This window comes from Telluria antibiotica (genome assembly GCF_011682055.1).
GTDB lineage: Bacteria > Pseudomonadota > Gammaproteobacteria > Burkholderiales > Burkholderiaceae_D > Telluria > Telluria antibiotica.
The window spans coordinates 75,115-96,897 of the sequence record NZ_JAAQOM010000019.1 but is presented as its reverse complement, the minus strand read 5'-3'; the positions used below and the strand labels follow the sequence as shown (position 1 = coordinate 96,897).

The following is a 21,783-nucleotide window of genomic DNA, read 5'->3' as shown; positions in this document are numbered from 1 at the left end:
AACCATGTTCTGATGACAGTGAATGTCAAGGGGACTGTATTCCAGCAGAACGTGCATCTAGACTACCGGGAGTGTGTGAGGCGGTAGCAGGTGTACCCGGCGGCTGTCCAAAGCATCTCGTGCGAGGAACGATCATTTCAGAACCGTGCATTTGAGCGGCCCAGAGCTTCCCCGCTGTTCCTAAGAACTACTTCGCCCGGAAGACCGGACGCTTCCACCACGCGGAAAAAGTGTGCTGGAAGGACCCGACGCTCTGGAATGGGACACTGCAGTAACGGCCCGCCTGCGCGGCGCAACCTTTGCTTACAATCATTACATCAGCCGTCGTCCTCCCGGCGCGCCGCCCAGCCGTTATCTCCCCATGCGATGCACTGAAGCATCGCCACCAACCGAGGAGAACGACACCATGAAAACCACGATTGCATTGGCCGCAGGGCTGTTGTCCGTCATCAGCGCAAGCGCCTTCGCGCAAACCGGCGCCGTCGACCAGGTCCGGGCCGACAACGCGGCCATCCGCCACGATACGCACGAGATCCGGGCCGAGCGCAGGGACATCCACCACGACAGCGCCAGCATCGCCGTGGAAAAGCGCGACATCGCCCACGACAGGAATGTGATCGACATCGAAAAACGGGATGCACGCCACGACCAGCGCCGCGAAGACGCCCTCGTGGCCAAGGGCGACCTGAAGGATGCGCGCAAGCTGGACCGGGCACGCCGGCACGAGCTCAATGAAGCGAAGATCGCCGCGCGCGACGCGCACCACGACCGCAACGAGATCGCCATCGAACGCACCGACCGCGCCCACGACAAGGCTGCGCTGGCCGACGAGCGCGCCGAGCGCCGGGCCGACGTCGCCAAGCGCAACCACGACGCCGGGCGTATCCACTGATCCGGCGTGGCGCGGCCGCCGAGCGCGGCCGCGCCGTTACACCATCTCGGCGAAGCCGATGCGGTCGGTCGTCGCGGCGCGCGCATCGTCGACGCCGACCACGTGCGTGGCCAGCAGCGCTTCCAGCACGCTGTTCATCGTGTGGCAGCCGGGGCCGCGTCCCGCGTTCATGTGCGCGCGGATGGCGCCCAGGTCGCCCTCCTCGATCATCGCGGCGACGGCCGGGTTGATGGTCAAACATTCCGTCGCGAGATGGTAGCGGTTGCCCTGCTTCGACGGCAGCAGCGCCTGGCACAGCACGCCGCGCAGCGCGTGCGCGAGGGCCTGGCCCTGCGCTTCCGAATTGCCCAGCAGGCGCAGCATCTTCTGCAGGCCCAGCTCCGTCGAGCGCGCGTGCAAGGTGGCCAGCACGAGCGGGCCCGATTCCGCGAGCGCCAGCGCTTCCTGCGCGGTCTGCGCGTCGCGGATCTCGCCGATGACGATGACGTCCGGCCGCTCGCGCAGCGCGTCCAGCGCGCCAAGATAATAACTTTCGACGTCGCCATCCACGCCCACCTCGCGCTGCGTGATGATGCATTTGCGCTGCGGGATCAGGGTCTCGACGGGGTCTTCGATCGTGATGATGTGGCCGGAGCGCTGCTTGTTGATTTCGTCGAGCATCGACGCGATCGTCGTCGACTTGCCCTGGCAGGTGTCGCCGATGATCAGGACGAGGCCGCTCGTCAGGCGCGCGAACTCGCGTTCGTCTTCGTGCAGGCCCAGCGTGTCCAGCGCCAGCGGTTCTTTCGGGAAGCGGCGGATCACGCAGCCTAGGCGCTTCTTGCCCTGGAAGCTGAAGCAGTTCGCGCGGATGCGGGCCGTGTGCAGGTCGATCGAGCGGTCGAACGCGCGGTCGGCGATGCGCTCGGACCAGTTCGGCTCGATGACGTCGAAGAACTCTTCCAGCTCTTCCTTCGTGATCGGCGAATCCGTCACCGCGACGAGGCCTTTCGGCTGGCGCAGCATCAGCGGGCTGTTCTGGTGAATGATGATATCCGAAAACACCAGCTTCGAATTCAGCAGGTGCAGGATCTGCTCGACCAGGGTCCCGAATACCGGGTGATCTTCGTTTTCGATATACGACAGGGTGGGAATCTGCGAGGACTGGTGGTGTTCCATCATGCTTCGGCTGGCAAACGAGAGCTCGGTTGAGCGATCCTTCATTATAAAACCGGCATCCTGTCAAAATTCCAACTGGAAAGTTATTTTTTTCTAGAGCCAAGCACCCAAACGTGCCTTGGCCGCCACATCGGCCCGTCTCCCCGCAAAATGTTAGCGCAATACATTTTTGTGTTAGCATTTTTCAAAACACCGGCACCATGCCGCGATAACAGGAGACTACGATGATCGACCATCCGACCGCCGGCCGGCCGCCACGCCGCGCCCTTGCGCAACCCATCCCTTCCCGACTCGCGCCGCTGGCGCTGGCCGCAGTGCTCGCAGCGACGGCGGCGCCCGCGCTCGCGCAGCAGGCGCCGACGCCGGAAGCGCGCGCCGCCGAACTCGTCGCGCGCATGACGCTGGAAGAAAAGGCGGCCCAGCTGGGGAACGACGCGCCCGCGATCCCCCGCCTGAAGATCCCGCGCTACAACTGGTGGAACGAAGGCCTGCACGGCGTCGCGCGCGCGGGCTACGCGACCGTGTTCCCGCAGGCCGTCGGCATGGCAGCCACGTGGGACGAGGCGCTGATGCACGACGTGGGCGACGTCATCGCGACGGAATTCCGCGCCAAGTACCTGGCGACCCGGTCGCCGGACGGCGGCACGGACTGGTATCGCGGCCTCACCGTGTGGTCGCCGAACATCAACATCTTCCGCGATCCGCGCTGGGGCCGCGGCCAGGAAACCTACGGCGAAGACCCCTACCTGACGTCGCGCATCGCCGTCAACTTCATCCACGGCCTGCAGGGCGACGACGCACGATCGTTCAAGACCATCGCGACGGCCAAGCATTTCGCCGTGCACAGCGGTCCGGAATCGAACCGCCACCGCGAAGACGTGCACCCGTCCCCGCACGACCTCGAGGACACGTACCTGCCCGCGTTCCGCGCGACGGTCACGGAGGGCAAGGTGGCGTCCGTCATGTGCGCGTACAACGCCGTCGACGGCGTCCCCGCGTGCGCCAGCGACGACCTGCTGGAACGACACCTGCGCCGCGCCTGGGGTTTCAATGGCTTCGTCGTGTCCGACTGCGGCGCGGCCGCCAACATCTACCGCGACGACAGCCTGCACTACAAAAAGACACCGGAGCAGGCGGTGGCCGCCGCGTTCACGGCCGGCATGGACCTGATCTGCGGCGACTACCGCAACAACATGACGACGGAGGCGGGTCCCATCGTGAACGCGGTACGCCAGGGACAGCTGCAGGAAGCCGTCGTCGATCGCGCCCTCGTGCGCCTGTTCGCGGGCCGCATCCGGCTGGGCCTGCTGGACGACGCTCCCCCGCCCGCGTACGCCGCCATCAAGCCCGACGACAACGACACGCCCGCGCACCGCGCCGTCGCGCTGAAGGCCGCGCAAGAGGCGATGGTGCTGCTGAAGAACGACGGCCTGCTGCCATTGAAAAAAGCGCCGAAGACCATCGCCGTCATCGGCCCGAACGCGGACAGCGAGGATGCGCTGGTCGGCAACTACAACGGCCAGCCGTCGCATCCGGTGACCGTACTGACCGGCATCCGCGCCCGCTTCCCGGACGCCCAGGTGCTGTACGCGCAGGGTACGGGCCTCGTTGGACCGGCCGAGCCGCCCGTGCCGGATGCGAACCTGTGCGTGGACGCCGCCTGCCGCACGACCGGCCTCAAGGCCGAGCATTTCAATGGGCCCGACCTGGCCGGCGCCGCGCAGGAGGCCGTCGAACAGAATGCCCGCGCCGCGTGGCAGGACGGCGGCCACAACGCGTCCGCGCGCTGGACCGGCTACCTGAATGCGCCGCGTTCGGGCGACTACGGCCTGCGCTACCTGAGCAACGCGGGCTACCGCATCTGGGTCGGCGGCAAGCTCGTCGTGGACGCGTGGGACGTCACGGACTCGCCGTCGATCGCGGCGGGCAAGGCGACGTTGCAGGCGGGACGCACCTATCCGATCCGGATCGAGGCCGTGCAGCGCGGCGCGCGCGGCGACCAGAAGCTCGTGTGGAGCACGCCCGTCGATGGAGGACGCGAAGCCGTCGACCTCGCGCGCCGGGCGGACCTGGTCGTGTTCGTCGCGGGCCTGTCCGCCAACCTGGAAGGCGAGGAGTTGAAGCTGCAGGTGCCGGGCTTCCTGGGCGGCGACCGCACGAGCCTGGACCTGCCGGCGCCGCAGGAACGCCTGCTGGAGCGCGTCGTCGGGGCCGGCAAGCCGACCGTGCTCGTGCTGATGAGCGGTAGCGCGCTCGCCGTCAACTGGGCCGACAAGCACGTGCCGGCGATCGTCCAGGCGTGGTATCCGGGCGGCGAAGGCGGCCATGCCGTCGCGGGCCTGATCGCCGGCGACTACAGCCCTGCCGGCCGCCTGCCCGTCACGTTCTACCGCGGCCTGGACGGCCTGCCCCCGTTCGGCGACTACCGGATGGACGGCCGCACCTACCGCTACTTCAAGGGCCCCGTGCTGTACCCGTTCGGCCACGGCCTGTCGTACACGACGTTCCACTACGGCACGCCCGCGCTGGCCGCATCCTCGATCGCGGCAGGCCGCCCGGTCGACGTGGCCGTCGACGTGGCGAACACGGGCAAGCGCGACGGCGACGAGGTCGTCCAGCTGTACCTCGCCAAGCCGGGCGACACGGCGAACCCGACACTCGCCGCCTTCCGCCGCGTGCACCTGAAAGCCGGCGAGCGCACGCGGGTCACGCTGGCGCTGGACGCACGGTCACTCTCGCAGGTCGACGTGGCCGGGGCGCGCACGGTCGTGCCTGGTGCATACACGGTCTATGTGGGTGGTGGACAGCCCGGCCACGCGCAGGCGGTGAAAACGACGTTCGCAGTCACGGGCGCACCGTTCGCGTTGCCGAAATGAAGCCTTGACGAGGTCGGGATGCGCGCGGCTCACACCGCCTGCGTGCATTCCGCTCCGGCTTTCGTGCGGTCCGTCGCAAACGCGTACCGCGGCGGCCGTCTCCCGCTTAGGATGACCACATCGACACCATCCAGCACATCAGGGGAGACCACCATGACCGCCACCACCACCCGCCGTTTCCTGATCGCCGCCTGCGCCATCGCCTGCGTCGCTATCGCCCCGCAAGCGGAGGCCCGCGACTGGAACTGGGGCAAGAGCGAACAGGTGCAGGGCAACGGCCACGTGCAGCGCCAGGCGCGCGACGTCGCGCATTTCAGCGGCCTGGCGATGTCCCTGCCGGGCAACGTCGAGATCAGGAGCGGCAGCGCCCGCGAAGGCGTGACGGTCGAGGCGGACGACAACCTGCTGCCGCTGATCGAGACGGTCGTCGAGGACGGCACGTTGAAGATCCGCGCCAAGCGCGACGCCCACCTGCGCACCCGCAACATCAAGGTCGTCGTGCAGGCGCGCGACATCGACCGCCTGGCGCTGGGCGGCTCGGGCAATATCGAGGCCGACGTCGTGCGCGGCGGGCGCGTCAAGTTCGACGTGGGTGGCGCCGGCTCCATCAAGGTGCACCGCATCGAAGGCGAATCCGTCAACGTCGCCCTGGGCGGCAGCGGCGATCTGAAGGCGGACGACGGTTCCGCCCACAACCTGTCGGTGTCCATCGGCGGCTCGGGCACCGTCGACCTGGGGCATGTGCGCACGGGGAAGGCCACCGTCACGGTGGCCGGTTCCGGCGACGCCACGTTGTGGGTACAGGACAGCCTGGGCCTGACCGTGGCAGGTTCCGGCGACGTCAGCTACTACGGCGATCCGCAGGTGACCCGGTCGATCGTCGGGTCGGGCAGCGTGCGGCGGCTGGGCGCGTCGCCGCGTTGATTCATGCGTGGACGGTGGGCACGGGGTGCCCACCCTACGCCGATGCAATGGCGATTGATCATACGTGTCCACCCAACGCCGATGTGCGGGCGGTTGATCGTACGTGACGGGACGCGTGGACGGTGGGCACGGGGTGCCCACCCTACGTCGATGCAATGGCGATTGATCATACGTGTCCACCCAACGCCGATGTGCGGGCGGTTGATCGTACGTGACGGGACGCGTGGACGGTGGGCACGGGGTGCCCACCCTACGCCGATGCAATGGCGATTGATCATACGTGTCCACCCAATGCCGATGTGCGGGCGGTTGATCGTACGTGACGGGACGCGTGGACGGTGGGCACGGGGTGCCCACCCTACGCCGATGCAATGGCGATTGATCATACGTGTCCACCCAACGCCGATGTGCGGGCGGTTGATCGTACGTGACGGGGGTACGGGCCGTAGGGTGGGCAACCCTTGCCCACCAAACGCGTGCGTCACCGGAACGTCACCGGCCCCCGTTACAGGTCCCACCTCACCTCGGCCACCACGGTCCGCTGCGTGTACGGGTGAAACGCCCAATAGGTGCGGTCGTTGACGTTGTCGACGCCCACCGCCGCGCTCCACTGCCGGTCGAACCGATACCGCAGCCTTGCATCGAACACGAGATAGTCCGACACCCCCATGTACGCGTTGCCGTTCGGGTCGCTGTTGTCCAGCGTCGAGTACTGGCGCCCGCTGTAGCGCCCACCCAGCGCCGCGGTCCAATGGTCGGTCGCCTTCCACGTCGCCAGCATGGTCGCGCGCCAGCGCGGCACGCGCGGCTGCCATTTGCCTACGCTGGCGGGAAACCCGGCGTTCTCCGTGATGATGGAGTCGGCATACGTGAGGCTGCCTGCGAACCCGAGTCCCTTGATGCCCACGTCGTCGGCCTGCGCGGACATCTCCAGGCCGTTCGTGCGGATGCGCCCCACGTTCTGCACGGCGTTCACCGTCGTGCCGCCGGCAACGGCCAGCGGCTGCGAGTACAGCGCGTCGCGCGTCGTCTCGCGGAATGCCGTCACGCGCAGCGAACCCGCATCGCCCAGCGTCTCGGCCGACAGCTCGCTCGTCCATGACTTCTCCGCCTTCAGGTTCGGATCGCTGTTGACGATGGCGTTGTCGACGACGGTCCCCTGGAACAGCTCGGCCGCCGTCGGATTGCGCACGGCGCGGCCCGTCGACGCCTTCAACGTCCACCTGGCGTCCACGCGCCACGCCAGCGCGGCCTTCGGCGACCACCCGATCTCGCTGCGGCCCGGGAACGGCAGCGGCGCCGCGAGCACGGCATTCGACAGTTCGCCGCCGTACGCCCGCCACCGCTCGGCGCGGACGCCCAACGTGGCGCGCCACGCGTCGCCGATGCGCCAGCTGTCCTGCCCGTACAGGCTTTCCAGCCACGTGTTGCCGTTGAAGACCGAGACCTGCCGGCCGTCGCCCGCATGCAGCCAGTCCGCGGCGCTGGCGAGCACGCGGGAGCGCAGCTTCGCGTGATCCGACTGCAGCCCGATTTCGACCGTGTGCCCGGACAGCGGGCCCGCATCGGGCCGCCAGATGCCCTTCAGCGCCAGCGTGTTCCAGGCGCTGCCGTGCATGTCCGTGACCTGGCCGGCGCCGTTCGTATCCGCATCCCGCACGAGCACCGTCGGCGTGCGCACGAGGTCGCGCGCATAGTCGTACACGCTGGCGGCGATCTCCCAGTCGAACGTGTCGCGACCATGGTGCTTCAGCGACAGCCCGTGCATCGCGTGTTCCAACGTGGCGCGGCTCGGCGCGAAGTCGGAGGCCTTCACGTCGTACGCGCGGCCGTCGATGTTCACGCGGCTGGCCGTGTAGACGGGGGTGCCGGCCCCATCGCGCATATACGATTCGGATACGCGTGTCGCTTCGTTGCGCCACCACCCGAACGTGTAGCTGGCGCGCAGCTTCGGCGTGACGTCCCACGCGAGCTTGAACTTCGCGTGGTCCTGCACCGTGTGCGTCCGGTTCGTCGCGCCGATCAGCCACCAGTCCTTGTTCGACGGAGTGCGGCCGGCCACCGCGCCTGTCACCGGCACGCCCGCATCGCCCGGCACGCCGGCCGACAGCAGCTTGTTCGCGAACGCGATGGGCTGCGCTTCGCTGTCCAGCCGCGACACGTCGATCCAGTACGACCACGCGCCGCTGCGGTCGCCCAGCGATGCGCTGCCCTGCCAGCCGTCGTAGCGGCCATCGGTGCGGTACAGCTTGAAGTCCTGCGCGTAGCCGGACAGCTTGACGTGGGCCTCGCGCTTCGTCGGCATGCGCGTCTGGAAGTCGACGACGGCGCCCACCGAGTTGCCCGGGTACGCGGCCGCGAACGGGCCGTACAGCACGTCGACGCGCTCGATTTCCTCCGGCGTGACGAGGCCCCAGCGCGGCGTGTACGACGCGCCGTTGCCGAGCAGGTTCGAGAGCAGGATGCCGTCGGCGTACACGAGCGAGCGCGCGCTATTGCCCGTGCCGGACGCGCGGCTCGCGAGGACGGCGTGGTCGTAGTCGCCCGTGTAGCGCTTGCGCACGTTCAGGCTGGGCAGGTATTTCAGCGCGTCCTCGCTGTCGAACGCGTTGATCCTCTCCTCGACCTGGGCACCCGTGATGCCTTCGATCGTCGTCGGGATCTGCGCGGGCAGCGACGTGGGGCGCCCGCCCGTCACGATCACGGTGTCAAGCTGCGCGGGCCCGTCGCCGGCGCGCGCGTGCGCGGGCGCGGCCAGGCACGCCAGCGCGGCGAGCGCGAGGCGATGATGTCGATGTCGCATGCGCACCTCAATGGTGGTGCGGTGGCATCGCGGCGGGCGTCACGTCCAGCACCGGTGCGGGCGTCTTCGATTCGGGCGCGACGTCGACCCAGTCCGTACGGCCTGTTTCGCACTGCTGGCCCACCTTGAACACGTAGCGGCCCGGCGCATCCGGCAGCTTGGCCTGCACCGTGAATTCGTCGTAGTAGGCGTCCGGCAGCGGGCCGCCGCGCCACGTGATGGCGCGCACGGCGCTCGTGATCGTCTTGCCGTGCATTTGCAGCGGCGCCGCGAGCTTGCCTTCGGCGAGGTCGACGGTCCAACCCGGCTTGGGCATGGGCTTCGCCGTCACGCCGTCCGGCAGTTGCACGGTGATGCCGGTCGTCGCGCTGGCGTCGCAGCCGTGGCCGACCTTGAACACGAGGGTTTGATAGGCGCCGGCCGGCGCGCTGGCCGGGGCGACGGTGATATGGGCGTGCGCCAGCGGCGCCGCGCACAGGGCGGCGATCCAGAAAAATGCTTTCATCACGGCCTCCGTCAGTGCGCGGCGGTGTACGTCAGCGGCTTGACCGGCACCTGCACGGTGACGGCCTCGCGCTTCTTGTCGGCCCCGACGAAGGTCAGGGTCAGCGGCACCTGTTCGCCGTCCTTCAGCTGCCGCTTCAGGTCGAACAGCATGACGTGGTAGCCGCCCGCGCCGAGCTTGACGGTCTGGCCCGCGGGCAGGTCGATCCCGTCGGCCGTCTGCATGCGCATGGTCTGGCCTTCCATGGCCATCTGGTGGACTTCGGCTCGGCCCGCGACGGGGCTTTGCACGTCGACGAGGCGCGTGGCCTTCGCCGAACGCAGTTCCATGAAGGCGCCGGCCGTCTTCTGCGCGGGCACGGTGGCGCGGATCCACGGGTCGGCGACGGTTACCTGGGCGAACGCGGCGGACGTCGTAACGAGGCTGGCAACGGCCAGCATGAGCATTTTTTTATACATGACTTCACCTGAGAGAATGGACGAACGGTGCGGCGCACCGGAACAAAAAATCAGGCGAAGACAGGCGGCCCACGGGGCACGGCCGCGAGCCAGATGGCGAGCGGACGGGGCGCGTGGTGGAACAGGAACGGCCGGGGCTCGGCACCGAGTGCCGGCACGAGCAAGGAATGGACGGGCGGCGGCAGGCCGTGCGCGCCTGCGTGGGCGAGGCAGTAGCCGCAATCGCCCAGGAGGCCCATCGCGCCGTGGTCCTCCTGCATGAGCAGCGCGGCCGCGGCGGCGAACGGGGCGCCGCCGTCGACACTGCAGACGTCGACGGGAATCGCCGGCCGGCTCGCGGCCAGCGCATGCGACACCGTAGGCGCGAGCGCGTTCAGCAGCACGGCGAACAGCGCCAGCCACACGACACGCAAGCGTCTTGTCGGACGAATCAGCATCCGTCGATTATAGCCGCGTATGCACGGCGTGGCGCGCGCTGCCCCAGGACAAATTGCCCAGCCGGGTCAGCGCTCGGCCATCAGGATCTCGCGCTCGACCTGCACCGTGCGCTCGCCGTCCGTCAGCCACACCTGGCCGTCCTGGATCGTGCATTGCAGCTGCATGGAGCGCTGGGCCATCTGTTCGAGCTGGGCGCTCGTCTCGGCCGGGATGTTGATGATGGAGATCTTCCTCGTGCGTTCGAGCTTGCTGGCCAGGCCCTTGAACCAGATGTTGCTGGTGGCGCTGTAGCTGTACACGACCACGTGTTCGGCGCGGCCGGCCGCCTTCATGAGACGGCGTTCGTCGGGCTGGCCGACCTCGATCCAGAGGTCGATGGCGCCGGTCAGGTCCTTGAGCCACAGGGCGGGCTCCTCGACGTCGAACAAGTCCTTGCCGTAGGTAAGCAGGGGGTCGGCGTGCAGGGCGAAGGCGAGCAGGCGGATCATCACGCGCTCGTCCGTTTCGGAAGGATGCCGCGCGATCGTGAGCGCGTGCTCCTGGTAGTAGTTGCGGTCCATGTCCGCAATGCTCAGGTCCGCCTTGTAAATCGTAGCTTTCAGGGCCATCTATTCAATCTTTTCTGTCGGTCGGGTTCAGCTGAACACGACGGTCTTGTCGCCGTTCAGCAGGATACGGTGTTCCACGAACCACTTGACCGCGCGGGCCAGCACGACGCTCTCGACGTCGCGGCCGATGGCCGTCAGCTGGTCCACGCTCATCGCGTGGCCGACGCGCTCGACGTCCTGCTCGATGATCGGGCCTTCGTCCAGGTCGCCCGTGACGAAGTGGGCCGTCGCGCCGATCAGCTTGACACCGCGCTTGTGCGCCTGCGCATACGGACGCGCACCCTTGAAGCTGGGCAGGAACGAATGGTGGATGTTGATCGCCCTGCCCCTCAAGGCTTCGCACAGGCCCGGCGACAGGATCTGCATGTAGCGCGCCAGCACGACCAGGTCGATGTGGTGGGTGTCGAGCAGTTCGATGATGCGCGCCTCCTGGGCGAGCTTGGCCGATTCGCTGGCACCGGCCTCGAGCGGCAAGTGGTGGAATGGGATATTGTAACTGGCCGCGAGCTGGTAGAAGTCCATGTGGTTCGACACGATGGCGGGAATCTCCACCGGCAGCAGGCCGCTGCGGTAGCGGAACAGCAGGTCGTTCAGGCAATGGCCGATCTTCGACACCATGATCAGCACGCGCGGTTTCCGCTTCGCGTCGTGCAGCGCCCCCTGCGCGCCCAGGTCCTGGCACAGCGAGCCGAAGCCGGCGCGCAGCAATTCGTCGGACATGGCATCGTCTTCCAGCGCGAAGTGCACGCGCATGAAGAACAGCTTCGATTCCGGATCGCCGAACTGGGCCGAGTCGATGATGTTGCAGCCGTGTTCGGCAAGAAAGCCCGACACGCGCAGCACGATGCCGCGGTGATCCAGGCAGGACAAGGTCAGGATATATTCTGGATACATTGCTAAAGACTTCAGAATGGTTGAGGTTGACTGATCCCGGCCATTGTCGCATGGATTGCCATTCCGGCATTTTTGAACATCACAGGAGGAGACACGCATGACCATGAACCGGCAATTCCGCCTCGCCGCCCGTCCCGTCGGCCTCCCGAAGGCCACCGACTGGCAACTGACCGAGGAAACTGCCGCCCCGCCGAAGGATGGCGAGGCGCGCGTGCGCGTGCTGTACCTGTCGCTCGATCCCGCCATGCGCGGCTGGATGAACGAAGGCAAATCGTACATCCGGCCCGTCGCCATCGGCGAAGTGATGCGGGCCGGGGGCGTGGGCGTCGTCGAGGCGTCGAACTCGCCGCACGTGGCCGTCGGCGATTATCTTGCCGGCATGTTCGGCGTGCAGCAGTACTGGACGGCGCCCGTCGACGCGAAGGCGGCCGCCGCGATGAAGATCGATCCCGCGCTCGCGCCGCTGCCCGCCTGGCTGAACGTGCTGGGCATGCCGGGCATGACGGCGTACTTCGGCCTCACCGACATCGGCCAGCCGAAGGCCGGCGAGACGGTCGTCGTGTCTGCGGCCGCGGGCGCCGTCGGCATGACGGTGGGCCAGGTGGCGAAGCAGCTGGGATGCCGCGTCGTGGGCATCGCGGGCGGGCCGGACAAATGCCGCTACGTCGTCGAGGAACTCGGGTTCGACGGGTGCATCGACTACAAGGCGGGTTCCGTCGCCGCGGGTCTCAAGGAACATTGCCCCCAAGGCGTGGACGTCTATTTCGACAACGTGGGCGGCGACATCCTGGACGCCGTGCTGGCGCGCATCAACCTGAAGGCGCGCATCATCATCTGCGGCGCCATCTCGCAGTACAACAACACGGCACCCGTGCGCGGGCCCGCGAACTACCTGGCGTTGCTCGTGAACCGGGCGCGCATGGAAGGCATGGTGGTGTTCGACTACGCGGCGCGCTATCCGGAAGCCGTGCAGCGCCTGGGCGCCTGGCTGCAGGCGGGGTCGGTCAAGAGCCGCGAACACGTCGTCGACGGCTTCGAGCACTTCCCCGACGCCCTCACGATGCTGTTCGAAGGGAAGAACTTCGGGAAGCTCGTGCTGAAAGTCGCGGACGCGCCCTGAGGCCAGTTCCACGCCGCCGGAACTGCTGGAACCATTTTCCGCCCTGCGCCTCTAACCGCACGAGCGCATCCATGACGCTCGCTTCGATTGTTCAGGCACAAGGAGACCGATATGGCGACAAGCAAGGAGGGCGGCAACAAGGGCGCTGCGGACGCCGGCGGCAGCGTGCAGAAAAGCCAGCCGGCCAAGCGCGGTTTCGCTGCGATGGACCAGAACCAGCAGCGTCAAATCGCCAGCAAGGGCGGCCAGGCCGCGCACCAGAAGGGAACGGCGCACGAGTTCGATTCGGAAGAAGCGCGCCGCGCGGGCCAGAAAGGCGGGGAAGTGGTCAGCCGTAACCGGGCCCACATGGCCGACATCGGCCGCAAGGGCGGGGAAAGCCGGCAATCGGCCAACCGCGCCGCAGCGGCAGCCGCCGGAAAAACCGGCCCCCAGGCGGGCAACCGCCAGGGGGGCAAGGAGCAGTGACTTACCGGGGTCTCCCCGTCAACCGTGCGCGCAAGCGCCAGACCGCGCCGCCGCGCCGGGCGCGGTCCACCGCCCCGCATTCCTTGCTGCAACCGACATCCGGACGTGCTACAGTGCCGCCCTCATGTCTTCTTCCCACCTGAAATACCTGAGCGCCTACCCCGCGCACGTGCTGTCGCAGGTCGAGCGCCTGATCGCCGACGGCCACCTGGCCGACCACCTGCTGCGGCGCTATCCCGGCGCGCACGACGTCCGCACCGACAAGGCCTTGTACGGCTACGTGCAGGACCTGAAAGATGACTATTTGCGCAACGCCGAGCCCGTGGCCAAGGTCGCGTACGACAGCAAGATCGGCATCGTCCAGCACGCGCTGGGCCTGCACACCGCCATCTCGCGCGTGCAGGGCGGCCGCCTGAAGGCCAAGCACGAGATCCGCATCGGCACCGTGTTCCGCGACGCGCCGCCCGCGTTCCTGCGCATGATCGCCGTGCACGAGCTGGCGCACCTGAAGGAAAAGGACCACGACAAGGCGTTCTACAAGCTGTGCTGCTGGATGGAGCCGGACTATCACCAGATCGAATTCGACGTCCGCCTGTACCTCACCCAGTTGGACCTGGACGGACGGCGCTTATGGGGGTGATCCCTACGTCGTTGCCACGTCACAACAAAAATTAGAACAATGATATGAGACGGCCAAAAGCTGTCGACTTTCCATCTGGCAAGGATTAGAGTCGAGTCCTGTCCTGCCGCCCCGTCGCAGGCCGATGTGTATCCACAGCCGCCCGGCCCCGCCATCCGCGGTGCGGGCGACCCATCCGTCGACGCCAATGCAGCAACAACGCCTACCCCTCGTCCCGTTCCTGTCACTGTTCCTGTCCGTGTGCGGACTTGCCTGCGCTAGCACCGCCCGCGCGGACGCCGGCGCCGCGCGCCTGCCCGACTGGCACGTCTCCGGCTTCGGCACCATCGGTGTCGCACACGCCAGCGAACGCGAGGCGGACTACACGTCGTCCGTGATGAAGGCCAGCGGTACCGGCGCCACGCGCAGCTGGAGCACCGACGTCGATTCGCGCCTCGGCGTGCAGCTCGACACGACGTTCGCGCGACGCTGGTCGGCCGTGCTGCAGGTGGTGAGCGAGCAAGGCCTCGACAACAGCTACCGCCCGCGCGTCGAGTGGGCCAACGTCAAGTACCAGGCGACGCCCGAGCTGGCGCTGCGCGCGGGCCGCATCGCGCTGCCCGTCTTCCTGATGGCCGACTACCGCAAGGTCGGCTACGCCTACCCGTGGCTGCGGCCGCCCGTCGAAGGCTATAACGTGATGCCCGTCACGAGCAGCGACGGCATCGACGCCACCTGGCGCTGGGGCATCGGCCCCGTCCGCAACGCGTCGCAGGTGTTCTACGGCCACAGCTCGGTGCCGCTGGTCGACACATTACACCTGTACGCGCGCCACGGCGTCGGCGCGTCGAACACGACCGACTGGGGCGCACTGAGCGCGCGCGTCAACGTGCTGCGCGCCGAGATCACGAGCGACATCGGCCAGGACCTGTTCAACGCCTTCGCCGCGTTCGGCCCGGCCGGCCAGGCGCTGCGCGTGCGCTACGCGATGGACCACAAGCGCATGACGCTCGTGAACGTGGGCGCGAGCTACGACCCCGGCACATGGTTCGTGATGGCGGAAGCGAACCGCACGATCAGCCATTCGTTCCTCGGCGCCACGCGCTCCGGCTACGTCAGCGCCGGCTGGCGCTGGAACACGCTCACGCCGTACGTGACGTGGGCGCGCGTGCAGGCCGTGGGCACGACGATGGACCCGGGCCTGCCGACGGCCACCCTGCCCTCCGCGCTGGCGCCGATGGCCACCGCGCTGAACGCCGGCCTGAATGCGCTGCTCATGCGCATTCCGCAACAGACGTCGTTCTCGGCCGGCCTGCGCTGGGACCTGCGCACGAACATGGCGCTGAAGGTGCAGGTCGACCGCGTGACGCCGCACGACGGCTCCACCGGCACGTTCATCAACCCGACGCCGCGCTTCGTTTCCGAGCGCACGAGCCACGTGGCCAGCGTCGCCCTCGACTTCGTGTACTAGCATGGCGGCGCGTCGTTATCCCCGTCTGTTGGCACCGGCCCTGCTGCTCGGCGCGTTCGCCGGCGCGCCCGCGTGCGCGGCCGATCTCGTCGTGATCGTCTCGGCGCGCAACCCCGTCGCCACGTTGCGCGCCGACCAGGTGGCCGCCATCTTCCTCGGCCAGGCCGTTCGCTTCCCCGACGGCGCCGAGGCCGTGCCGTACGACCTGCGACTGGGCGCGTCGACGCGCGACGAATTCTATGCGCGCGTGACGAACAAGACGCCGGCCCTCGTGAAGGCGCACTGGTCGAAGATCGTGTTCACGGGGCGCGGCCAGCCGCCCGCCGAGCTGCCGGACAGCGTGGCCGTGCGACGCAGGGTGGCCGACGATCCGGAAGCGATCGGCTATATCGAACGGAGCGCGCTCGATGCGAGCGTGCGCCCCGTCTTCGTGGTGCAGTGATGACGTCCGCCCGCCGCCGCCGTCCCCGCTGGCTCGCGCGCGCGCTCGAGACCCATATCGCGCTGCCGCTGTTCGCGCTGCTGCCGTTCGTCGCGATCTGGGTTGCCACGTTCCACTTCGTCGAGACCGAGCGGCGCGCGGCCGTCGCGGCGGCGCACGATTCGGTGCGCGAGCAGCTCGACACGTACGAGGCCCAGGTCGCACGCAACCTGAACGCCATCGACCAGACGCTGAAGGTGATCAAGTACGCGGTGGAGCTGAACGGCGCGCACGCCGCCTTGCCTGCGCTGCGCACCCAGGGCCTGCTGCCGCCGGGCCTTGTATTCGGCATCAGCGTCGCCGACCGCGACGGCCGCATCGTCGACAGTAATCCGCAGGCGCCGGCGCAGGACGTGTCGCGCATGCCGTATTTCGCCGTGCCGGCGAACGGCAGCGGCAGCGGCAGCGGCAACACGGTATTCGTCAGCCAGACGGCCGGCGACCCGGTCCGGCCGGAGCCGCATCTGCATTTCACCCGACGCATCGACGACGCCGCGGGCGGCTTCGCCGGCGTGGCCATCGTCGAAGTGGACCCCGCCTATTTCACCAGCTCGTACGAGCGCTCGCGCGCCGGCGAACTGGGGCTGCTGGCGCTCGTCGGCAACGACGGCGTCGCGCGCGCCGTGCGCATCGGCGACAAGGTGTCGTGGGGCCAGCCGATCACGCTCGACGGCATCAAGGAAGAAGCCGTGACGCCGCAGCCGACGGCTCCCGACGGCGAGGAGCGCTATGCCGGCGCGCGCCGCCTCGCGGGCTTCCCGCTGACGGTCGTCGTCGGCCTGGCGGACAAGGAACAGATGGCGCGGTACGAGCAGCACTACGGCACGTACCTCGCCGGTGCCGGGGCCGCGAGCGCGCTGCTCATCGCCGTCGTGGCGCTGATCAGCGTGTGGTCGTGGCAAATCACCAAGGCGCGCCGGCGCGAGCGCCGCGCCCAGGAAACGTATGCCGCCGCATCGGAAGCCAGCCTGGACGCCTTCTTCGTGCTGCGCAGCGTGACGGGCGCGGACGATGCGATCACCGACTTCCTCATCGAGGAGACGAACAGCCGCGCCGAGGTGTTCACCGGATTCGCGAAGGATGCGTTGCGCGGCCGGCTGATGGGCGACGTGCTGCCGTACTACCGCATGAACGGCATGTACGAACAGCTCGTGCAGGTCGTCACGGGCCGCGCGGCCGTGGAGACGGAATGGCAGGCCGTCACCGGCCCCGCGGCCGGCCGCTGGCTGCAGCGCCAGATCGTGCCCGTCGAAGGCGGCGCCGTGGCGATGGTGCGCGACATCACGGAACGCAAGCTGGCCGAGGAACGCATCCGCCACATGGCCCACCACGACGAGCTGACCGGGCTGCCGAACCGCAGCCTGATCCGCGACCGCCTCGAGCAGGCCGTGCGCAATGCCCAGCGCAGCAGCGGCCACCTCGCCCTCGCCTACGTCGACCTGGACGGCTTCAAGCTCGTCAACGATGGCCTCGGCCACAACGCGGGCGACGAATTGCTGAAGGTCGTCGGCAGCCGCATGCAGGCGTGCCTGCGCCGCGCGGACACGCTCGGACGCGTGGGCGGCGACGAATTCGTGATCCTCCTGCCCGATGCGGGCGAGTGTCCGCTGGGCCTGACGACCCTGCTGGAAAAAATCCGCCAGGCCGTGACGGAGCCCGTGCAGATCGGCGACCAGGCCGTGCGCGTCAGCTGCAGCATGGGCGTCGTCGTGTACCCGCGCGACGGCGACGCCCCGAAGACCCTCATGATGAACGCGGACGCCGCCATGTACCGCGCCAAGGAACTGGGCAGCAACAACTTCCAGTTCTACACGCGCGAGATGAACGCCAGCGTCGAGGAAAAGCTCGCGCTGCTGGAAGGGCTGCGCCGTGCCCTCGACGCCACGCTGGCCGACGACGCTGTCGACGACCCCGACGCGGTGCCGGCCGCGTACTCGCCCGCCGGCCGTTTCCACCTGGTGTACCAGCCGAAGGTGGACCTGCGCACGGGCCGCATCTTCGGCGTGGAAGCGCTGATCCGCTGGCGCCATCCGGAACATGGCACCGTGCCGCCGATGCGCTTCATCGGGCTCGCCGAGGAATCGGGCCTCATCGTGGGCCTGGGCGAATGGGTCGTGCGCACGGCGTGCCGCCAGGCCAGCGTGTGGCGCGCGGCGGGGCTGGATGCGCTGACCGTGTCCGTGAACGTGTCGGCCCGCCAGTTCGAGGAAAAACGCCTCGTCGAGCGCATCGCCGGCGCGCTGCGCGACACGGGCCTGCCTCCGTCCTCGCTGGAACTGGAAGTGACGGAGAGCCTCCTGATGCGCGACCTGAACCAGGCCGTCGAGCGCATGCGCGAACTGAAGGAGATGGGCGTGAGCTTGTCGATCGACGATTTCGGCACCGGCTATTCGAGCCTGTCCGCGCTGAAGTCCTTCCCCATCTCCACGCTGAAGATCGACAAGTCGTTCGTGCGCGACATCGCCGTCAGCGCGGACGACCAGGCGATCGCGCTGGCCGTGATCTCGCTGGGCCACCGCCTGCAGCTGCGCGTGATCGCCGAGGGCGTGGAGACGGTCGAACAGCGCGATTTCCTGCGCGCGAACGACTGCGACGAGATGCAGGGCTATCTGTTCAGCCCACCCCTGCCGGCCGAGCGCATCACCGAGATGCTGCGCGCGCAGGCCCAGCAACGACGGCTCGGCAATGCCGAAGCCGTGCCGGGATAAGGGGATCCATGGGCTTGCGCGCGCGCGTCGTTTCCCTTGCCGTCGGCACCGATCCGAAACTGCGCCGCATGCTGAGCTACTGGGCCGCCAGCACCGCGCTGTATGCGGTGTTCGCAATACTGATCAGCGTCGAATCGGGCGTGCGCGAGCTGGGGCTCGGCCTGTATGCAGCGCTGGGTTCGTCGACGTTCTATCTCCTCGTGCGCGCGAGCGCGCGCCTGCACCTGCGGCCGCAGACACTGGCCGCGCTGCAGGGCCTGTTCGGCATCACCTGCAATATGTGGGCCTATTCGATCACGGGACCGCTGCGCGGCGCCACGCTGATGGGGCTGATGGTCGTCGTCGTGTTCTGCACGTTCGCGCTGCGCCCGCGCCAGACGCTGCTGCTCGCGCTGTGCGGCCTGCTCGGCATGGGCGTCACGATGTGGTGGCACCAGCTGCGCGATCCGCTGCACTACCCGCCCCGCGTGGAAGCCATCACGTTCGCCATGATGGCGGGCTGCTCGCTGACAGTGACGCTCCTGACGGGCGAAATGAACAAGCTGCGCGCGCGCCTGAAGGCGAAGCGGGAAACGCTGGAAGCGGCGCTGGACACGATCCGCCTGCTCGCCACGACGGACGAATTGACGGGCCTGTCGAACCGGCGCCACATGAACGAGGTGCTGGACGGCGAGGAACGGCGTGCGTCCACCAGGCCCGCGTGCGTCGCGCTGCTCGACATCGACTTCTTCAAGCAGATCAACGACCATCACGGCCACGCGGCCGGCGACGCCGTGCTGCGCGCCGTCGCCGTGCGCCTGCGTGCGAGTCTCGCGCGCGACGCGACGCTGGCGCGCTGGGGCGGCGAGGAATTCCTCGTGCTGCTGCCGGCCGTCGCGCTGGACGAGGCCCAGGCGTTGATCGAGTCGCTGCGCGCGACCATGGCCGGCCTCGTCGTGCCCGGCATCGACCCGGACTTGCGCGTGAGCTTCTCGGCCGGCGTCGCCGCGCGCCTCGGCACGGAACCGTTCAGCGCCACGATCAACCGCGCCGACAAGGCCTTGTACGGCGCGAAGGCGACCGGCCGCAACCGCGTCGAACGCGCGGCCTGACGGCTCAGGCGCCGCGCAGGCGGCGGATCAGCAGGTCCGGGTCGGCGTCGCGTACCATCAGTGCCGCGTGCGCGGGACGCACGAAGCCCGTGCCGACAAGATGGTCGACGAACGCGGCGAGGCCATCGTAGAAGCCCGCGACGTTCAGCAAGCCGATCGGCTTTGCGTGGATACCCAGCTGGGCCCACGTGACCATCTCGAATAACTCTTCCAGCGTGCCCATCCCGCCCGGCATCGCGATGAAGCCGTCGGCCAGGTCGGACATCATCGCCTTCCGTTCGTGCATGTCCTTCACGACGAACAGCCGCGTCAGGCCCGCGTGACCGACCTCGCGCTCGACGAGCTGCTTCGGGATCACGCCCGTCGCGTCGCCGCCGAGGCGCAATACCTCGTCGGCGATCACGCCCATCAGGCCCACCTTGCCGCCGCCGTAGACGAGGCCGATGTTGTGGTCGACGAGGGCGCGGGCGAGGCCGCGCGCGGCGTCCGCATAAACGGGATCGGCGCCCAGCGAGGCGCCGCAATAGACGGCGATGGATTTCATGGATTCCTTACGTTGGTTCCGGCGATCTCAGGTGGCTGCTTCAAGCGGCAGCTTGGCGAGGAAGTCGTCGGACAGGCGCTGGAACAGCGCGAGGGTGTCGCCGCGCAGGTACGGGCCGAGCATCGACAGCACCTGGTAGCAGCCGCGCGCCAGCGCGTCGGCGATGGCCTGCTGCTCGCTGTACTTGCGCGGGTTGCGCACGTATTCGTACGACAGCCAGTACGTGGCGACGACGACCATGTTGGTGGCCATCGCGCCGATCTGGGCATCGCCCGCTTCCAGCGACCCTTCGCTGCGCAAGTCTTCGCACAGCTGCCGCGCGACCTTGATCTTGTGCGCGAGGATCGCCTTGAAGTGCAGTTCCAGCTTGCGGTTGCGCGACAGCAGGTCGTTCAGGTCGCGGTAGAAGAACCGGTACTTCCAGATCAGTTCGAACATGAGGTGCAGGTACAGCCACACGTCTTCCATGTTCGAGCGACGGCCGGCCGGCACGGTCAGCATGCGCTCGATCTCCGCTTCGAACTGGACGAAGATCGAATTCACGATGTCGTCCTTGTTGCGGAAGTGATAATACAGGTTCCCCGGCGAGATGTTCATCTCGTCGGCGATCACGGTCGTCGTGATGTTCGGTTCGCCGAATTCGTTGAACAGCCGCAGCGACAACTCGAGGATGCGTTCGCGGGTTCGGCGCGGAGCTTTTTGTTGCATGGGAACAAATGTGGGTGGACTCACCTCCAAGGATATCATCGACGGGACGGCGCGGCCACCGCCACCGCCACCTCAGGCCCGCTCGGCGTGCAGTTCGCGCAAAGCGCGCAACACCTCGGCCAGCACGCGGGGGTTGCTGCCCAGCGCCACGTGGCCGACGCCGCCGAACGCGACGTTGCGCGCGCCCGGCAGTACGCACGAATCTTGCGGGGCCACGATGTTGTCGTGGTGCGTGTACAGCGAGACGATGCGCGCACGCACGTCCGGCCCTTCGGCCGCCGCGAGCTCGCGCAGCCAGGCGCTGTCGCGGCGCATTTGCACGGCGTTCGCGCCGAGGCCGAAGCGCGCCAGCGCCGTGCCGTGGTGCGGCGTGCCGAGCGTGATGAGTCGCTCCATGCGCGCGCTGCCGTAGGCCGGCTTCCCGTATGAGCGCATCCACGCGCGCGCCGCGAGGCCGCCCATGCTGTGCGCGACGATGGCGATGCGCGCGGCCCCGGTGGCCGCGCACAGCTCGCGCACACGGGCCTCGATCAGCGGCGCGTAGCCGTCGATGCTGCCGGCGACGGGTTCCAGGTCGATGCTCGCGTGGCTGATGCGTTCGCGGTCCAGCAGCGGCACCAGATGCGCCCAGTAGCCGCTGTTGCAGCCGTAGCCGTGCACGAGCAGCACGGGCACGCGGTCGCTGTCGCGGTACACCGTCATGTGCGGCCGGCCGCGCGGCACGTGCCACGACGTCACGAGCATGCTGGCGCAGAACTCCTCGGCCAGCATGCGGAGCCGTGCGCCCGGTCCGATGCGGTACGCGGGCGGCGTCGCGCTCGCCGCCCATCCGGCCATGATGAAATTGTTCATGTTGATGACGAGGCGGACGAGCGCCACGACGCCGGCACCGGCCAGCAGCGCGGCCCACGCCGAAACGCCGCGCCGCCACAGTGCCCACGCGACGAGCAGCGCGCCCACGGCCTGCACGACCAGCACGATGCGCAGCAGGGTGCGGGCGCTGGCCGGCTTCATGGC

Annotated in this window: 20 protein-coding genes; 10 read left to right on the top strand and 10 right to left on the bottom strand. The window is 68.3% G+C overall.

Translation table 11 applies throughout. The features are described from left to right. Nucleotides 1-406: 406 nt before the first annotated feature. The gene (locus HAV22_RS26015; RefSeq protein WP_166863331.1) at nucleotides 407-892 is read left to right on the top strand and encodes a hypothetical protein; all 486 of its coding nucleotides are present in this window, start codon (nucleotides 407-409) and stop codon (nucleotides 890-892) included. Between the two features lie 36 nt (nucleotides 893-928). Here the strand turns inward: HAV22_RS26015 and HAV22_RS26010 are convergent, their stop codons facing one another. Continuing rightward, nucleotides 929-2,050: a type IV pilus twitching motility protein PilT gene (locus tag HAV22_RS26010; protein ID WP_166863423.1), complete on the bottom strand. Its 1,122-nt coding sequence runs from the start codon at nucleotides 2,048-2,050 to the stop codon at nucleotides 929-931. A 224-nt stretch (nucleotides 2,051-2,274) separates the two neighbouring features. Between HAV22_RS26010 and HAV22_RS26005 the strand changes: the two genes are divergently transcribed. Beyond that, on the top strand, nucleotides 2,275-4,926 hold the full coding sequence (locus HAV22_RS26005; protein ID WP_166863329.1) for a glycoside hydrolase family 3 C-terminal domain-containing protein: 2,652 nt from the start codon (nucleotides 2,275-2,277) through the stop codon (nucleotides 4,924-4,926). Between the two features lie 153 nt (nucleotides 4,927-5,079). Then, nucleotides 5,080-5,850, top strand: coding sequence for a head GIN domain-containing protein (locus HAV22_RS26000; RefSeq protein ID WP_166863327.1), 771 nt, complete (start codon nucleotides 5,080-5,082; stop codon nucleotides 5,848-5,850). 505 nt (nucleotides 5,851-6,355) lie between these two features. Here the strand turns inward: HAV22_RS26000 and HAV22_RS25995 are convergent. The 6 genes from HAV22_RS25995 to purU form a co-directional block, all read right to left on the bottom strand. Further along, nucleotides 6,356-8,653, bottom strand: a complete 2,298-nt coding sequence (locus HAV22_RS25995; RefSeq protein WP_166863325.1) for a TonB-dependent receptor — start codon at nucleotides 8,651-8,653, stop codon at nucleotides 6,356-6,358. Nucleotides 8,654-8,660: 7 nt separating this feature from the next. After that, nucleotides 8,661-9,158, bottom strand: a complete 498-nt coding sequence (locus tag HAV22_RS25990) for a YcnI family copper-binding membrane protein (RefSeq protein ID WP_166863323.1) — start codon at nucleotides 9,156-9,158, stop codon at nucleotides 8,661-8,663. Nucleotides 9,159-9,169: 11 nt separating this feature from the next. Then, nucleotides 9,170-9,616: a copper chaperone PCu(A)C gene (locus tag HAV22_RS25985; RefSeq protein ID WP_166863321.1), complete on the bottom strand. Its 447-nt coding sequence runs from the start codon at nucleotides 9,614-9,616 to the stop codon at nucleotides 9,170-9,172. Between the two features lie 50 nt (nucleotides 9,617-9,666). Beyond that, the gene (locus HAV22_RS25980; RefSeq protein WP_371869746.1) at nucleotides 9,667-10,020 is read right to left on the bottom strand and encodes a DUF2946 domain-containing protein; all 354 of its coding nucleotides are present in this window, start codon (nucleotides 10,018-10,020) and stop codon (nucleotides 9,667-9,669) included. 99 nt (nucleotides 10,021-10,119) lie between these two features. After that, complete coding sequence (locus HAV22_RS25975; protein ID WP_166863318.1) at nucleotides 10,120-10,662, bottom strand: YaeQ family protein; 543 nt, start codon at nucleotides 10,660-10,662, stop codon at nucleotides 10,120-10,122. A 27-nt stretch (nucleotides 10,663-10,689) separates the two neighbouring features. Continuing rightward, nucleotides 10,690-11,556: a formyltetrahydrofolate deformylase gene (gene purU / locus HAV22_RS25970; protein WP_166863316.1), complete on the bottom strand. Its 867-nt coding sequence runs from the start codon at nucleotides 11,554-11,556 to the stop codon at nucleotides 10,690-10,692. Between the two features lie 97 nt (nucleotides 11,557-11,653). On the opposite strand from purU, the gene HAV22_RS25965 reads away from it, so the two are divergent. The 7 genes from HAV22_RS25965 to HAV22_RS25935 all read left to right on the top strand — a co-directional run bounded on the left by HAV22_RS25965 (nucleotide 11,654) and on the right by HAV22_RS25935 (nucleotide 19,514). Continuing rightward, nucleotides 11,654-12,676: an NADP-dependent oxidoreductase gene (locus HAV22_RS25965; RefSeq protein WP_166863314.1), complete on the top strand. Its 1,023-nt coding sequence runs from the start codon at nucleotides 11,654-11,656 to the stop codon at nucleotides 12,674-12,676. A gap of 111 nt (nucleotides 12,677-12,787) precedes the next feature. After that, nucleotides 12,788-13,144 carry a KGG domain-containing protein gene (locus HAV22_RS25960; protein WP_166863312.1) on the top strand — a complete coding sequence of 119 codons (357 nt, stop codon included), beginning with the start codon at nucleotides 12,788-12,790 and terminating at the stop codon, nucleotides 13,142-13,144. 124 nt (nucleotides 13,145-13,268) lie between these two features. Further along, complete coding sequence (locus HAV22_RS25955) at nucleotides 13,269-13,784, top strand: M48 metallopeptidase family protein (protein WP_166863310.1); 516 nt, start codon at nucleotides 13,269-13,271, stop codon at nucleotides 13,782-13,784. A gap of 187 nt (nucleotides 13,785-13,971) precedes the next feature. Continuing rightward, on the top strand, nucleotides 13,972-15,234 hold the full coding sequence (locus HAV22_RS25950) for a hypothetical protein (RefSeq protein WP_166863308.1): 1,263 nt from the start codon (nucleotides 13,972-13,974) through the stop codon (nucleotides 15,232-15,234). Nucleotide 15,235: 1 nt separating this feature from the next. Continuing rightward, nucleotides 15,236-15,676, top strand: a complete 441-nt coding sequence (locus HAV22_RS25945) for a type 2 periplasmic-binding domain-containing protein (protein ID WP_166863306.1) — start codon at nucleotides 15,236-15,238, stop codon at nucleotides 15,674-15,676. Further along, a complete protein-coding gene (locus HAV22_RS25940; protein ID WP_166863304.1) occupies nucleotides 15,676-18,423 on the top strand; it encodes a bifunctional diguanylate cyclase/phosphodiesterase in 2,748 nt (915 codons plus the stop codon). Before HAV22_RS25945 ends, HAV22_RS25940 begins: the two co-directional genes overlap by 1 nt. A gap of 8 nt (nucleotides 18,424-18,431) precedes the next feature. Continuing rightward, the gene (locus tag HAV22_RS25935) at nucleotides 18,432-19,514 is read left to right on the top strand and encodes a GGDEF domain-containing protein (RefSeq protein ID WP_166863302.1); all 1,083 of its coding nucleotides are present in this window, start codon (nucleotides 18,432-18,434) and stop codon (nucleotides 19,512-19,514) included. Between the two features lie 4 nt (nucleotides 19,515-19,518). Here the strand turns inward: HAV22_RS25935 and HAV22_RS25930 are convergent, their stop codons facing one another. The 3 genes from HAV22_RS25930 to HAV22_RS25920 form a co-directional block, all read right to left on the bottom strand. Continuing rightward, nucleotides 19,519-20,058: an LOG family protein gene (locus tag HAV22_RS25930; RefSeq protein ID WP_166863300.1), complete on the bottom strand. Its 540-nt coding sequence runs from the start codon at nucleotides 20,056-20,058 to the stop codon at nucleotides 19,519-19,521. Nucleotides 20,059-20,085: 27 nt separating this feature from the next. After that, complete coding sequence (locus HAV22_RS25925) at nucleotides 20,086-20,766, bottom strand: TetR/AcrR family transcriptional regulator (RefSeq protein ID WP_166863298.1); 681 nt, start codon at nucleotides 20,764-20,766, stop codon at nucleotides 20,086-20,088. 72 nt (nucleotides 20,767-20,838) lie between these two features. Next, nucleotides 20,839-21,780, bottom strand: a complete 942-nt coding sequence (locus HAV22_RS25920) for an esterase/lipase family protein (protein ID WP_166863296.1) — start codon at nucleotides 21,778-21,780, stop codon at nucleotides 20,839-20,841. Between the last annotated feature and the right edge of the window lie 3 nt (nucleotides 21,781-21,783).

Coding starts and splice junctions, on each gene's coding strand:
- HAV22_RS26015 (WP_166863331.1), top strand. CDS start 407: ATGAAAACCACGATTGCATTGGCCGCAGGGCTGTTGTCCGTCATCAGC.
- HAV22_RS26010 (WP_166863423.1), bottom strand. CDS start 2,050: ATGGAACACCACCAGTCCTCGCAGATTCCCACCCTGTCGTATATCGAA.
- HAV22_RS26005 (WP_166863329.1), top strand. CDS start 2,275: ATGATCGACCATCCGACCGCCGGCCGGCCGCCACGCCGCGCCCTTGCG.
- HAV22_RS26000 (WP_166863327.1), top strand. CDS start 5,080: ATGACCGCCACCACCACCCGCCGTTTCCTGATCGCCGCCTGCGCCATC.
- HAV22_RS25995 (WP_166863325.1), bottom strand. CDS start 8,653: ATGCGACATCGACATCATCGCCTCGCGCTCGCCGCGCTGGCGTGCCTG.
- HAV22_RS25990 (WP_166863323.1), bottom strand. CDS start 9,158: ATGAAAGCATTTTTCTGGATCGCCGCCCTGTGCGCGGCGCCGCTGGCG.
- HAV22_RS25985 (WP_166863321.1), bottom strand. CDS start 9,616: ATGTATAAAAAAATGCTCATGCTGGCCGTTGCCAGCCTCGTTACGACG.
- HAV22_RS25975 (WP_166863318.1), bottom strand. CDS start 10,662: ATGGCCCTGAAAGCTACGATTTACAAGGCGGACCTGAGCATTGCGGAC.
- purU (WP_166863316.1), bottom strand. CDS start 11,556: ATGTATCCAGAATATATCCTGACCTTGTCCTGCCTGGATCACCGCGGC.
- HAV22_RS25965 (WP_166863314.1), top strand. CDS start 11,654: ATGACCATGAACCGGCAATTCCGCCTCGCCGCCCGTCCCGTCGGCCTC.
- HAV22_RS25960 (WP_166863312.1), top strand. CDS start 12,788: ATGGCGACAAGCAAGGAGGGCGGCAACAAGGGCGCTGCGGACGCCGGC.
- HAV22_RS25955 (WP_166863310.1), top strand. CDS start 13,269: ATGTCTTCTTCCCACCTGAAATACCTGAGCGCCTACCCCGCGCACGTG.
- HAV22_RS25950 (WP_166863308.1), top strand. CDS start 13,972: ATGCAGCAACAACGCCTACCCCTCGTCCCGTTCCTGTCACTGTTCCTG.
- HAV22_RS25945 (WP_166863306.1), top strand. CDS start 15,236: ATGGCGGCGCGTCGTTATCCCCGTCTGTTGGCACCGGCCCTGCTGCTC.
- HAV22_RS25940 (WP_166863304.1), top strand. CDS start 15,676: ATGACGTCCGCCCGCCGCCGCCGTCCCCGCTGGCTCGCGCGCGCGCTC.
- HAV22_RS25935 (WP_166863302.1), top strand. CDS start 18,432: ATGGGCTTGCGCGCGCGCGTCGTTTCCCTTGCCGTCGGCACCGATCCG.
- HAV22_RS25930 (WP_166863300.1), bottom strand. CDS start 20,058: ATGAAATCCATCGCCGTCTATTGCGGCGCCTCGCTGGGCGCCGATCCC.
- HAV22_RS25925 (WP_166863298.1), bottom strand. CDS start 20,766: ATGCAACAAAAAGCTCCGCGCCGAACCCGCGAACGCATCCTCGAGTTG.
- HAV22_RS25920 (WP_166863296.1), bottom strand. CDS start 21,780: ATGAAGCCGGCCAGCGCCCGCACCCTGCTGCGCATCGTGCTGGTCGTG.